The sequence below is a fragment of the Streptomyces aculeolatus genome (genome assembly GCF_020400605.1).
Lineage (GTDB): Bacteria > Actinomycetota > Actinomycetes > Streptomycetales > Streptomycetaceae > Streptomyces > Streptomyces aculeolatus.
In genome coordinates, this window is record NZ_JAINRD010000037.1 from 1 (window position 1) to 13761 (window position 13761).

Consider the following 13761-nt stretch of genomic DNA (forward strand, 5'->3'; position numbering starts at 1 on the left):
CGCGATGGCCGCCCGGATCCTGGCGGACCTGATGCCGGAGGCGGTCAGCCCGTCGCGGCGGGTGATCGCCGATCTGGACGCGCTGGAGCTGGAGTTGAAGCAGCTGGCGGCGGACGAGGCGGAGCGGTCCCGGATCACATTGCGGCTGCAGACGCTGCTGTCGAACTGGAACGACGCGCGGCCGGTCCCGGCCGAGGACGTGAGCAACAAGATCCAGGAGTCGTCCACGGAGGAGATCTTCGACTTCATCGACCGGCAGCTCGGTCGTACGGACGGAGACGAGGCGCCTTCGGCGCCCGCCCGGTGACGGGCCGGTGAAAGCAGAACCGCCCGCCGTGGGAACGGCGGGCGGTTCTCTTGTCGGTCCTGTCTCGCGCGGGTTGTCTCTCCCGGATCGTTCTCGCCGGCGTCGCCTTCCCTACTTCGCCGCCCGCAGCACCGCGGCCTCCGCGTCCTTCAGCGGCGCCGCGGTCAGCGGCGGCCGGGCCGGCTGCCGCATCGCCGCGAGGAACTCGGGCGTCTCCAGGCTGCCCAGCGGTGCGGTGAGCGTGGTGACGGCCGTGAGGGCGTCGCAGACGCGCTCGTTGACGAGGGAGGCGCTGGTGACCATGTCGGCGAACCCCTGCCGCTGCGCGGCCTGGGTGGTCAGGCGCGGGTCGCTGACGGCGGCCTTGTTGTCGGGGTAGCACAGGTCCTGTGAGGCGGAGAGCAGCCACGGCGCGTCGGCGGCGGCGGCGATGGCCTGCTGCGCCGTGCGGGCCAGGCCGGGCTTCAGGCCGCCGGCGCGGCTCAGGCAGGCCTCCAGGGCCCTGGCGGACCGGGCGGCGACGCTCATGCCGTGGCCGTGGATGGGGTTGAGGGACACCACGCAGTCGCCGAGCGCGACGAGCCCTTCGGGGCGGTCGTCGAGGCGGTCGAGGTGCATGCGGCGGTTGAGGGTGCTGCGGGTGGTGCGCACCGGCGTCAACGGCTCGGCGGCCTCGATCAGGTCGGCGATGATCGGGTCGCGCAGGCCGCGGGCGAAGGTGGCGAAGCGCTCCTCGTCGGCCGTCGGCTCGCCGCCGCGGGTGCCGGAGAGGGTGATGATCCAGCGGCCGTCCTCGATGGGCAGGAGCAGGCCGTTGCGTCCCGGTTCGCCGCTGCGGTGGTCGGCGTAGACGCTGACGACGGGGAAGGCCCCGGGGGCGCCGGCGGGGGCGCGGAAGACGCGGGTGGCGTAGGTGAGGCCGGTGTCGACGCTCTCCTCGGCGGCGGGCGGCAGGCCGAGGTCGGTGAGCCAGTGCCGCAGCCGGGAGCCGCGGCCGGTGGCGTCGACGACGATGTCGGCGGGCAGCTCGCGCGTGGCGCCGTCGGAGGTGCGTACGCGTACGCCCGTGACGCTCGTGCGGTCGCCGAGCAGCCCGTGCGCCTCGGTCCGCGTCAGCACCTCGGTGTCCGGGTGGTCCAGCGCGGCCTCGCGGACCGTCCGGTCGAGGAGGGGGCGGCTGCAGGTGAGCGCGTAGTGGGAGCCGGGGAAGCGGTGCTGCCAGCCGTAGGCGCTGTAGAGGACCATGTCCTCCTTGACGCCGATGCGGTGGGCGCCGGCGGCGCGCAGCCGGTCCAGGGTGCCGGGGAGCAACTCCTCGATGGCCTCGGCGCCGCCGGACCAGAGGATGTGCGCGTGGCGGCCCTGCGGGACGCCCTTGCGGGGCTCGGTCAGATCCGGGTAGGTGTCGCGTTCGACCACGGTGACGTGGTCGACGTGGTCCCGCAGGGCCCGGGCGGCGAGCACGCCGGCGAGCCCGCCCCCGAGTACGACTCCGTGAACTCGGGTGTTCGGGCCACGGGTTGCTTCCGCCATTGCTGTTCCGCCCTTTCCGCATGGTCCGGTCCGGGCGGTTGCCGTATGCCGCCCGGCTCACCATGCGGGCTCCGGCTTGGGGGTGACTTGCCGGTTTCTAAAGTCTTTTCCGGCTACGAACGCGGCCGTGAATGGCCGTACGCTACGGGCCGGTTGAACGGATCCGAGTTTCCGGAAGGATGCCCTCATGCGGGATTCCTCCATGCAGGTCGAGACCGAGATCGAGCGGTGCGTGGCATCTGGCATGTGCACGCTCCTGGCGCCGGAGGTCTTCGACCAGGATGAGGTGACAGGTCAGGTCGTGGTGCTGGTGAAGCGCCCGGCCGAGGAGCAGTGGGAGGCGGTGGACGAGGCCGTGCGCTCCTGCCCGGGCCAGGTGGTCCGGTTCGAGGAGGCGGCCGAGCCGGCCGGCGCGGCCGAGCCCGCCGACGCGCCTTAAGCACGCCCAAGTCCGCCTTAAGGCGCGGCCCCGAGGGTGGGCGGAAAGGCGTGGACCGGCTGTGCCGGGCCCGCGGCTTCGCATGCGGAGGAAGGAAACGCGTCATGTCGGACACGCTGTCCACGCCGCCCCGGCGGTTGCCGACCGAGCGCCCGCGCCCGCTGGACCCGCCGGAAGAGCTGGGCCGGCTGCGTGCCGAGGAGCCGGTCAGCCCGCTGCTGTACCCGGACGGGCACGTGGGCTGGCTGGTGACGAGCCACGCCGCGGCCCGGAAGGTGCTCAGCGACCAGCGGTTCAGCGCCCGGGGCGACATCAAAAAGGTGCCGTTCGAGCTGCCCTCCGGCGGCCGGCCGTGGGAGAAGGTGCCGCCCGGCTTCTTCATGCACATGGACCCGCCGGACCACACCCGCTACCGGCGGCTGCTCACCGGCCAGTTCACGGTACGGCGGATGAAGGCGCTGGAGCCGCGGATCGAGCAGATCACCGAGGAGCACCTGGACGAGATGGAGCGGCAGGGTCCGCCCACGGACCTGGTTCCCTCGTTCGCGCTGCCGATCCCCTCGCTGGCCATCTGCGAGCTGCTGGGCGTTCCGTACGGCGAGCGCCAGCGCTTCCAGGACCACTCGACGACCGTGATGCGCATCGGCTCGACCGGCGAGGAGGTGGCGGCGGCCTTCGCCGCGATCTACGGGCTGATCCACGAGCTGGTGCAGCTCAAGCACAAGGAGCCCGAGGACGACCTGCTCAGCGGGCTGATCGCCACCGGCGAGCTGGACGACGCGGAGCTGACCGGCATCGGGATGCTGCTGCTGATGGCGGGGCACGAGACGACCGCCAGCATGCTGTCGCTCGGCACGTACGCGCTGCTGCGCCACCCCGGCGAGGTCAAGCGGCTGCGCGAGGACCCGAAGCTGTTCGCCAACGCGGTCGAGGAGCTGATGCGGTATCTGACGATCGCCCAGTTCGGCGTGCCGCGTACCGCGCTGGAGGACGTCGAGCTGGAGGGCAAGCTCATCAAGGCCGGCGACGGCGTGACGGTGTCCCTGGCGGCGGCCAACCGCGACCCGGGGCGCTTCGAGGACGCGGACGGCTTCGACGTCAGCCGCTCCACCTCCGGGCACATGGCGTTCAGCTACGGCATCCACCAGTGCCTGGGCCAGCAGCTGGCCCGGGTGGAGATGCGGATCGCGTACTCGGCGCTCTTCCGCCGGTTCCCCGAGCTGCGGCTCGCGGTCGACGCGGACGAGGTGCCGCTGCGCGCGGAGGCGACGATGTACGCCGCGAGTTCCCTCCCGGTGGCCTGGTGATCACGTGCTCGTTCTGAACCCGGAGCAGGACCTGCGGGTCGCCGGCCTCGGCACGGCGTCGCCGGGACCGCAGATCGACAACGCGACGCTGGGCCGCCGCATGGGCCTCGGCCCGATGTGGGAGCAGTGGGCGGAGGCGTTCGTCGGCACCAAGTACCGCCATCTCGCGGTGGATCTGGAGACCGGCGAGCCGCGGTTCTCGCTCGCCGACCTCGGCGAGACCGCCGGCCGGCGGGCGCTGGCCGCGGCGGGCATGGAGCCGTCGGACGTCGACCTGATCGTGATGGGCACGGCGATGCCCGACATGCTGATGCCGACGACGGTGAACGTCGTCGCGGACCGGCTGGGCATCGACCAGGTGCCCACGTACCAGCTGCAGTCCGGGTGCTCGGGCGCGGTGCAGGCGCTGTCGGTGGCGGCGGGGCTGCTGCTGTCCGGCAGCCACCGCACGGCGCTGGTGCTCGGCGGCGACGTCTCGGCGAAGCTCGTCGACCCGGACATGGACGCCGCCGCGCTGCCGCCCGCGCAGCTGGTGAACCTCATGCTGTTCGGCGACGGCGCCGGCGCGCTGGTGCTGACGGCGGAGCCGTCGCCCGGGCCGGCGCTGCGGGCGGTCTTCACCAAGCTGGTGGGGCTGGGCCGTCAGCCCGGGCAGACGCTCGACTGGTACGGCGCGAGCCGCCGGTTCGACGGCCCGCCGGTGAGCGAGGACTACAAGGCGATCGAGGCGGCCGTGCCGGAGATGGCCGCCGAGTCGGCCGAGGAACTCCTGGGCGGGCTGGACTGGAAGGCGGACGAGCTGGCGTACGTGCTGCCGCCGCAGCTCTCGGGCCGGATGACGGCGCTGATCCGGGAGCGGATGGGTGCGCCCGGGGCCCAGGAGGTCTCCTGCGTCGACGAGACCGGCAACAACGGCAACGCGCTGGTCTTCTTCCAGCTGGCGCGGCTGCTGCCGAAGCTCACCGCGGGCGATCGCGCGCTGGGGGTCGCCATCGAGTCGAGCAAGTGGATCAAGTCGGGCTTCGCGCTGGAGGCGACCGCCTGACGGATCGCCCACGTCGGTACGGCCGCCGTGCACCGCTGTCCACGCAGCGGTGCGCGGCGGCCGTGGCGTACCCGCGACCGGTGTCCCGGGGCGGGCACGCGGCCGGCGGGCCCCGGCCCTCCCCCGGGCCGCCGCGCCGCGGGCCCGGCCGCGACCGCTTCGTACGACCGCTTTAGCCGCCTCCAAGGCCCCGTCAAGCTCCGCTGGCGAGCCTGATGGCGGTCCGCCCGCGTCCCCTCCCGTCGCGCCGCCCGGCGGTCCGCCGCGCTGGTCCACCAGGAGGTGTGAGTTCCGTGTCCGCTGCCCCCGCTCCCCCGCCCGCCGCTCCGGATCCCGTCGCGGAGCTGCACCGGTCCGGCAGCCTGGTCGCGGAGTACCCGAGACTCCCCGCGCTGCTCCGGGACCTCGGCGAGGACGAACGGCAGCGCGCCGGGCGGCTGCTGTCCCGCCTGTCCCCCGACGAGGTGCTCGCGGCCCACCCCGGCATCCCGACGGTGTCCGTCGCGGTCACCGGGCACGGCACGGTCGCCGGCCTCGTGCCGCCGCTCACCATGGAGCTGGCCCGGCACGGCATGCTGCTGCGCCCCCACGTCGCGGACTTCGGCGGCTGGCTCTTCGACCTCGCGGACCCTGCCAGCGAGGTCTACGCCGCCGGCACCGACCTCGTGGTATGCCTCCCGGCCGCCGGGATCGTCTTCGACGAGGTGCCGCGTCCGTGGCGGCCCGAGGACGTCGAGCGGGTGCTGACCGAGAAGGTGCACCTCCTCGGCAAGCTCGCCGCCACCCACGGCACTTCGGGCTCCGGCACCCTCGTCTACACCACGATGCCGCTCCCCCGGGAGTTCACCTCCCAGCTCGTGGACCACCGCTCCCGCGCCCGGCTCGGCGCCGTGTGGCGCGAGGGCAACGCGCGGCTGCTCGGGCTCATGGACGAGCACCCCGGTCTCGTCGTCCTCGACCTCGACCCGGTCCTCTCCGGGCGCGCGGCCCTCGCCGAGCCCCGCCTGGAGACCTACGCCGGCACGCCCTTCGCCGCGGAGCTGACCGCCGCCGTCGCGCGCGAGGTCGCGCACCTCGCGCGCGGCCGGTCCGGGCGGGCGAAGAAGGTGCTCGCGGTCGACCTGGACAACACCCTGTGGGGAGGCGTGCTCGGCGACGACGGCCCGGAGGGCATCGAGGTCGCCGACGGCCGTACGGGGCGCGCGTTCCAGCGCATGCAGCGCGTGGTCAAGCAGCTCGCCTCGCGCGGGGTGCTCGTGGCCGCCGTCAGCAAGAACGACCTGGAGCCCGTGCGCGAGGTGCTCCGCGAGCACCAGGAGATGACGCTGCGCGAGGACGACTTCGTCCGGGTGGTCGCCAACTGGGCACCCAAGCACGACAACCTGCGCGCGCTCGCCGAGGACCTCAACGTCGGCCTCGACTCGTTCGTCTTCGCCGACGACAGCCCGTACGAGTGCGGCCTGGTGGCCAGTGAGCTCCCCGAGGTCACCGTGCTCCACCTCGACGGCGACCCGGCGCTGCACGCCGAACGGCTACTGGCCGACGGCTGGTTCGACGTGCGCGACCTCACCGACGACGACGTCCGCCGCCCCGAGCGCTACCGCGAGGAGCTGGTCCGCAAGGACTTCCTCGACTCCTTCTCGTCGCTCGACGACTACCTGCGGGAGCTGGACGTACGGGTCGAGCTGAGCGCCGCCGCGGAGGCCGACGTGCCGCGCGTGGCCCAGCTCACCCAGCGCACCAACCAGTTCAACCTGACTACACGGCGGCTCCAGCAGGACGAGGTCGCCTCCCTGGCCGGCTCGCCGGGGAACATGGTGCTGGCCATCCGCTGCGGCGACCGCTTCGGGGACAACGGACTGGTCGGTGCGGTGTTCGTACGGACCGACGGGCCCGTGTGGCACGTCGACAACTTCCTGCTGAGCTGCCGGGTCTTCGCCCGCGGCATCGAGCAGGGCTGCCTCGCCGCGCTGCTGGAGCACGCCCGGGCCGAGGGGGCCGAGGCCGTGACGGCGCGGTACGTGCCGTCGACGAAGAACGGCAAGGTCAGGGACTTCTATCCACGGAACGGCTTCGACGCCCGCGGGCAGTCCGAGGACGGGACGGCCGACTTCCGGCACGAGCTGCTGGAGATCGGCGCGGTGCCCGGCCACCTCGATCTGACGGTGCGCTGGGAGCAGGAGGGAACACGATGAACGACGTCACCGAGCTCAAGGAGTTCGCGCGCGTCCACGCCAAGGCGCTGCAACTGCCCGCCGAGCGGTACGACGAGGTGCTCGCCGGCATCACCAGCGACGAGGACGGCGCCCCCGGCTCGTGGACGGCCCAGTGGTCGGCGATGGCCGGGGAGCTGGAGGACGCCGGAGAGCTGCTGCCGGCGTTCCTCTGCTACACCCTGGCCCGCTTCCCCGTCGTCGACGGGCCGGCGCGGCAGGCGGCGTACCGGAAGTGCCGGTCGGTGTTCGACCGCTGGCGCGCCGGCCAGCCGGACATCCAGCGGGTCACGGCGTCGCCGGCCGGCGGCGAGGTGGTGGCCTGGGCCGGCGGGCTGTCGGCCGCGGAGCCCAAGCCGGTGCTGATGGTGGCGGGCGGCATCGTGAGCCTCAAGGAGCAGTGGGCGCCGGTGACGCTCCAGGCCACGGCGCTGGGGATGGCCGTCGTGGTCACCGAGCTGCCCGGCGTGGGCGAGAACACCCTCCCGTACGACCGGGAGAGCTGGCGGATGCTGCCCGCCCTGCTGGACGCGGTCGCGGACCGGGCGGACGTGTCCGACACGTACGCCCTCGCGAACAGCTTCGGCGGGCACCTGGCGCTGCGCTGGGCCGGGCACGACGCCCGGGTGCGCGGCATCGTGTCGTCGGGTGCGCCGGTCAGCGGGTTCTTCGGTGACGCCGACTGGCTGCGCGGCGTGCCGGGCATCACCCGGCACACGCTGGCCCGGCTGGCGGGTGCGCCCGAGGGGGACGACGACGCGCTGCACAAGAAGATCGCCGACTGGGCGCTGACGCCCGCGGAGCTGGCCGGGCTGGAGATCCCGGTCCGCTACAGGACCAGCCTGCGCGACGAGATCATTCCGGCCGGGGAAGCGGCGTTCCTCCAGCAGCACGTGAAGGATCTCGGCCTGAACGAGATCGACGACGTGCACGGCGCGCCGGCGCACGTGCAGCAGACCGTGGACTGGACGTTCGGCTCGCTGCTGGCGATGCGTCAGGGCCTCGCCCCCAGCTGACGCCGCCCGGCCCCTCCCGCCCGCGCGGGAGAGTCTGCCGGAGCCCCCGTGACGGCCGCTGCCGGTCTCCCTGGTACACCAGGGGGGCCGGCAGCGGCCGTTGGTCACGGCGAATTCCGCCGGCGGCGGGCGCCGCCCGTAAATCGGGCAGCGGATACGTGGCGGGAATACCGGGCATTTGCGAGAACGGCGGATGATCACGACGCCTCGCGCGGGGGCGCGAATGCGTCCCACACGCCCCTGTGCAGACTGCGCAATACCCGGGGCAGCACCTAGGGGGGACTTAGGGGTGGGTAGGGGTTTCGGCACCCCCTACCTCCTCCATAGCCTGCAAAGGTCTGTACAGCATCGCCGCGTGACATACAAGCTCCCCTGCCTGTAGCGGCAAGAGAAATTGAACAAAAGTGCCATAAAACCTGAGCACTTCGGCCTAGAAAAATTCATCGGGGGTTGAAAAGTGCAGTACGAAATACTCGGACCCGTCCGGGTCGTGGACAACCGCGGCAGCAGATTCGTGAGCGCCAAGAAGATGCAGGTGCTTCTCGTCCTGTTACTGATTCGCGCCCGGCAGGTGGTCTCGATCGATGAGGCCATAGCCGAGATCTGGGGGCAGAACCCGCCTCGCCGAGCGACTGCGGGCATCCACGTCTACATCTCGCAGCTCCGCAAGTTCCTCGGCGAGCCCGGCAGCCGGAACAACCCGATCCTCACCCGCCCGCCCGGCTACCTCCTGCACCTGGAGGACGACGAGTTCGACGTGGACCGCTTCCAGGAGCTGCTGCACCGGGGGCGGCTGCACCTGAAGGAGGGCCGGCCCGAGCAGGCCGTGATCGCCTTCGAGGACGGGTTGTCCCTGTGGCGCGGTCCGGTCCTCGGGGACCTCTGCGACGGGCCGATCATCGCGGGCTTCGCCACGTGGCTGGAGGAGACCCGGCTGGAGTACCTGGAGTGGCTGATGGAGGCGCGGTTGAGCCTCGGGCTGCACCGGGAGCTGATCGGCCGGCTGTCCGCGCTGACGGCGGAGTATCCACTGCGGGAGACGTTCTACCGCCAGTTGATGCTGGCCCTGTGCCGCTCGGAGCGGCAGGCCGACGCGCTGCGTACGTACCAGCAGGCCAGGAACCGGCTCAACGAGGAACTCGGCCTGGAGCCCTGCCGGGCGCTGCGTGATCTGCAGCAGGCCATCCTCGTCGCCGACGAGCGGCTGGAGCTGCCCGCGGCGGTGTGACCGGCACCCGGATCGGCGTACGACGAGGGGCGGGCGAAGCCACCGGCTTCGCCCGCCCCTTCGGCGTGCCTGTCGCGGGCCGGCCCGCGGGTCGGCCCGGGCCGGCTCCAGGCACGCACCGGATTCAGCCGCGGAGGGTTCAGGCGCGTACGGGCTGGCGCAGCCGCGCGGCCATCTCCGCCAGCACCCGCGGCCCGCTCTGGTCGCCGTGGACGAAGAAGTGGTCGCCCGGCACGACCAGCAGCTCGTACCCGCCGGCCGTCAACGGCCGCCACCCGTCGGCGTCCTGCTCGGCGACCACCGGGTCGGCCGCGCCGTGGAACGCGGTGACCGGCACCTGCAGCGGCACCTCCGCCGGGTCGTGCCGGTAGCTCTGCACCACCCGCAGGTCCGAGTAGCCGGCGCCGTCCATGGCCACGTCGGCCTTGCCCGCCAGGTGCTCGCCCAGCTCCGCGCGCAGCGCCGTGTCGTAGAGCCGCGGCTGCGTGCTGCGTACCCGGGCCAGCTCCTCGTGCTCCGGCATCTGCTCGAAGCCGAGCCGCTGGGTCACCGACCGCAGCCGGGCGCCGAGCGGGTTCTCCCCGCCGGTCGGCGCGCTGAAGGCGCCGACGAACAGGTGGCGCAGCAGCTCTCCGTACTCGGCGCCCAGCCGGTGGGCGAGGCGGTACGCGAGGAGGGCGCCCATGCTGTGCCCGTAGAAGGCGAACGGCCGGTCCAGGTAGGGCTTGAGCGCCTGCGCGACGGCGTCCACGGCCTCGTCGGCGTCGACGAGGCAGCGCTCGTCGGAGCGCTCCTCCCGGCCCGGCAGCTGCACGGGGACCACCTCGACACCGGCGGGCGCGCTGCCCGGCCAGTCCCGGTAGAGGGAGGCGCCGCGGCCGCCGTAAGGCAGGCAGAACAGCCGTACGGCGGCGTCGTCCTGCGGCGTGGCGGGCAGCCAGAGCCTGCCGTCGACGTCGTACGGGCGGGGCGCGGCGGGCCCTTCGCCCGCGACGGATCCGCAGAGGCGCTCCACCACCTCGTCCAGCGACGGCCCGGCGATGAGCAGGTCGACCGGCAGGTCGACGCCGGTCTCGGCGCGTACCCGCTGGCGCAGCTCCAGGGCGGCGAGGGAGTCGAGGCCCGTCTCGGCGAGCGGACGGCTGCTCGGCACCTCGGCGGGCGTCAGCTGCAGCAGCTCCGCGACCATCCCGGTGAGCAGGTCCCGCAGCGCGGCGGCACCGTCCGCGCCGCGCCAGCGCTGCTGTGCGGCACCGTCGCGTACGTCGTCGGCGGGTGCCTCGTACGTGCCGGAGCCCGGGCTGATGACGCGGATCTCGGTGCCGCGGCCCCAGCCGACCGCCGCGCCGTCCTCGGCGCACAGCAGGTGTTCGCCCACCAGCAGGTCGCCTACCGGCGCGGTCAGCCGCACGTGGCACCACAGGGTGCCCTCCGCGGGGGCGCCGAAGCCGACGTCGCCGAGACGGGCGGTCATGAACAGGTCCCGTTCGGCGAGCTGCGGGCCGGCGGCGAGTGCGTAAAGCTGGACGCAGGCGTCCAGCATGCCGGCGGGCACGGGAAGTTCGCGGTCCGGGCGGCCGGCGGCGGCGGCCGCCTCGGTGGGCGTCGGCAGGCGGAACCTCGCCAGCACCTCGCCCTCGCCGAGCCACACCTCGTCGACCCACTCGACGGACGGGCCCAGGGGCACGCCGCGTTCGGCCATCTGCCGGTAGAACTCGGCGCCTTCGAAGCGTACGGGGCAGCGCTCGCGGATCTCCGCCCGCGCCGCCTCGGGCAGCGTCGCCTCGGGCGGCACGTCACCCTCCGCTCCGCCGCCGTCGGGGCGCAGCCGGCCGGCGGCGTGCCGGTGCCAGCCCTCGTCGCCCGGCTGCTCCGCGGGCGCGCCGCCGGCGTCCCGGCTGTGTACGGAGAACTCCGCCCAGCCGTCGCCGTCCGCGGGGCCGACGGCCAGGTGCACGGTGCGCTCCTGGCCTCGGGAGAGCGTCAGGGCCCGTTCGAACCGTACGTCGTCCAGGCGCAGTCCGGCGCCCCTGCGCGCGGCGGCGGCCAGCAGTTCCTGGTAGTAGCCGACGTGCAGCACGCCGGCGGTGTCGCCGAGTTCCGGCAGGACGGCGCGGCTGACGGCGGTCGTGTACTGCCGCTGCGCGAGCGGGGACGCGACCTGCCGCAGCCCGAGGGTCCCCACGGGCGCACCGGCCGCGGACGCCGCGGGAGCGGCCTCCAGTGCCGCGGCGTCCGGGCGGTGCGTACGGCGTCGGAACGTCTGGCCCGGCAGGTCCAGCCGGGTCCGCTCGTAGCCGTCGTCGCAGGCGGACCAGTCGACGTCCTGCCCGGAGACGTGCCGGTCGGCGAGCCAGCCGAGGAGTTCGTGCCAGATGTCGTCGCCGGGCAGCCCCCGGATCTCGCCGTCGGCGGCCGTCGCCGGGGCGCCGCCGAGGTGGACGAGGGTGTCGTAGCCGTGCGCGGCGAGCGCCGCCGCGGCGGCCTCCGGCCGTACGCCGGTGCCGGGGTGCAGCCAGAACCCGGGGTCGGCCGCCTCCGCCCCGCCGGCCTCGCCGGCGTCGGATCCGTGCAGCAGCCGCAGCGTGCGCGGCCGCTGCGGCGGCGCGGCCGGCGGGGCCGCGGCACCGTGGCGGGCGGCGAGCAGGGCGCCGGCGGTGGGAGCGTCGAGGGCGCCGCTGAGGACGGCGGCGGCGAGGTCCCCCGGTGCGGCGCCGCCCGCGACGGCGCCGGCGGCGATGCCCCAGTCGGCGAGCGTGCGCACCAGCGCGACCTGGCAGGCCACGGTGCGTACGTCGGCGGCGAGGGCGGGGCTGTGCGGGACGTCCGGCTCGGCGGCCGGGGGCCGCAGTTCGGCGGTGCACCGGTCGAGGTGCGCGCGGAAGCCCGGGTGGGTGGCGGACAGCGTCGCGGCGATGCGTTCCGCGGCGGGCGCGGTGGCATCGAGGAGGAAGGCCACCGGCGGCGCGGGCGCCCTGTCGCGGGCGCCGACCGCCTCGGCCGCCGCGGTCTGCCGCCGGACCGCGGCCGGCCCGGCCCCCTCGCCCGAGGCGAGCGCCGCGAGCCGGCGCGCCAGGTCCTCGCGCGAGGCGGTGACGAACGCGGCGCGGTGGGCGAAGTGCCCGCGGCGCGCGGTGGCGGTGTGGCAGAAGTCGGCGAGGGCCGCGTCGGGGTGGGTGGCGAGCCACCGGCCGTGCCGGGCGGCGGACTCGCGCAGGCCCTCGGGGTCGCGGGCGGAGAGCGCGAAGACGTGCGCGGGGCGCTCCGGCCCCCCGGTACGCGGCGGTTCGGCGTCCGGCTCGGTGAGGACGACGTGCACGTTGGTGCCGGAGAAGCCGAAGGAGCTGACGCCCGCGGTACGCGGCCGGCCGTCGCCCCGGCGCGGCCACGTCGCCGTGCGGTCGCACAGCGCCACCGGCAGCCGCTCGACGCCGAGGCGCGGGTTGGGCTTGTTCAGGTGCAGCCCACCGGGGATCTCGCCGTGGCGCAGCGCGAGCACGGTCTTGATGAGGCCCGCCACTCCGGCGGCGGCCTCCAGGTGCCCGATGTTGGACTTGACGGCGCCGATGCGCAGCGGCGCCTCGGGGTCGCGGCCGGCGCACAGGACGTCGGCGGCGGCGCGCACCTCGATCGGGTCGCCCAGCGAGGTGCCGGTGCCGTGCGCCTCCAGGTAGTCCACGGCCCGCGGCTCGACCCCTGCCGCGGCCACGGCGTCGGCGATCAGCTCGCGCTGCGCGCGGCCGTTGGGCACGGTCAGGCCGCTGGTGCGGCCGTCGTGGTTGACGGCGGAGCCGCGGATCAGGGCGAGGACCGGGGCGCGCAGGGCGGCGGCGTCCGAGGCGCGCATGAGGGCGACCATGCCGCTGCCCTCGGAGCGTACGTAGCCGTCGGCGGCGGCGTCGAAGACCTTGCACTTGCCGTCCTCGGCCAGCGCCTCCATCCGGCACAGCGCGACCATCACGGCGGGCGACATCATGGCGCTGACCCCGCCGGCCAGCGCGGCGTCGCACTCGCCGCGGCGCAGGCTCTCGGCGGCCAGGTGCACCGCGAGCAGCGACGACGAGCACGCCGTGTCGACGGCGAGGGCCGGTCCGCGCAGCCCGAAGGTGTGCGCCACGCGGCCCGCCGCGACGCTGATCGCGGAGCCGGTCGCGGTGTACGGACCCGCGTCGCGCGGCGAGCGGGGCAGCAGGGTGTTCTCCGAACCGGAGACGCCGACGAAGACGCCGACGCGCCGTTCCGCGGCGGTGCCCGACAGCAGCCCTGCGCTCTCCAGCGCCTGCCAGCTCGTCTCCAGCAGCAGCCGGTGCTGCGGGTCCATGTCGCGGGCCTCGGCGTCGGTGATGCCGAAGAACCCGGCGTCGAACGCGTGGGCGCCCTCGGCGAGGAACCCGCCGCGGCGGGTGTACGAGGTGCCGGGCTCGCTCCGGTCGGAGGAGTACCAGCCCTCGGTGGGCCACCGGTCCTGCGGTACGTCCACGACGCCGTCGCGGCCCTCGCGCAGCAGCTCCCAGAACCGCTCCGGGCCGTCCGCGCCGCCCGGGAAGCGGCAGCCGAGGCCCACGACGGCGATGGGCTCCGCGGCCCGCGCGCGCAGCTCGTCGACCTGCTCGCGCAGGCTGCGTACGGCTTCCAGGGAACGCCTGAGCAGTGCCTTGTCCGTCATCGCCGTC

The 13761-nt window shown here is 74.4% G+C and carries 8 protein-coding genes and 1 pseudogene; 7 read left to right on the plus strand and 2 right to left on the minus strand.

Translation table 11 applies throughout. From position 1 onward, the window contains the following. Positions 1-307 (plus strand): annotated as a pseudogene (locus LG396_RS36675) (hypothetical protein); the annotation flags it as partial. Between the two features lie 111 nt (positions 308-418). Here the strand turns inward: LG396_RS36675 and LG396_RS36680 are convergent. Next, complete coding sequence (locus tag LG396_RS36680) at positions 419-1840, minus strand: NAD(P)/FAD-dependent oxidoreductase (protein WP_225798022.1); 1422 nt, start codon at positions 1838-1840, stop codon at positions 419-421. Between the two features lie 187 nt (positions 1841-2027). Here LG396_RS36680 and LG396_RS36685 point away from each other — a divergent pair, with 187 nt between their 5' ends. The 6 genes from LG396_RS36685 (at position 2028) to LG396_RS36710 (ending at position 9088) form a co-directional block, all read left to right on the plus strand. Continuing rightward, positions 2028-2279: a ferredoxin gene (locus LG396_RS36685; RefSeq protein WP_225798023.1), complete on the plus strand. Its 252-nt coding sequence runs from the start codon at positions 2028-2030 to the stop codon at positions 2277-2279. Positions 2280-2383: 104 nt separating this feature from the next. Beyond that, complete coding sequence (locus tag LG396_RS36690) at positions 2384-3586, plus strand: cytochrome P450 (RefSeq protein WP_145897961.1); 1203 nt, start codon at positions 2384-2386, stop codon at positions 3584-3586. A 4-nt stretch (positions 3587-3590) separates the two neighbouring features. Beyond that, a complete protein-coding gene (locus tag LG396_RS36695) occupies positions 3591-4631 on the plus strand; it encodes a 3-oxoacyl-ACP synthase III family protein (protein WP_225798024.1) in 1041 nt (346 codons plus the stop codon). Positions 4632-4924: 293 nt separating this feature from the next. Next, complete coding sequence (locus tag LG396_RS36700) at positions 4925-6826, plus strand: HAD-IIIC family phosphatase (RefSeq protein ID WP_225798025.1); 1902 nt, start codon at positions 4925-4927, stop codon at positions 6824-6826. After that, positions 6823-7860: an alpha/beta fold hydrolase gene (locus LG396_RS36705; RefSeq protein WP_225798026.1), complete on the plus strand. Its 1038-nt coding sequence runs from the start codon at positions 6823-6825 to the stop codon at positions 7858-7860. The genes LG396_RS36700 and LG396_RS36705 overlap by 4 nt, the downstream gene beginning before the upstream one ends. A 457-nt stretch (positions 7861-8317) precedes the next feature. Continuing rightward, a complete protein-coding gene (locus LG396_RS36710; protein WP_018837736.1) occupies positions 8318-9088 on the plus strand; it encodes an AfsR/SARP family transcriptional regulator in 771 nt (256 codons plus the stop codon). A 139-nt stretch (positions 9089-9227) separates the two neighbouring features. Here the strand turns inward: LG396_RS36710 and LG396_RS36715 are convergent, their stop codons facing one another. Next, the gene (locus LG396_RS36715) at positions 9228-13754 is read right to left on the minus strand and encodes a beta-ketoacyl synthase N-terminal-like domain-containing protein (protein ID WP_225798027.1); all 4527 of its coding nucleotides are present in this window, start codon (positions 13752-13754) and stop codon (positions 9228-9230) included. Positions 13755-13761: the final 7 nt, after the last annotated feature.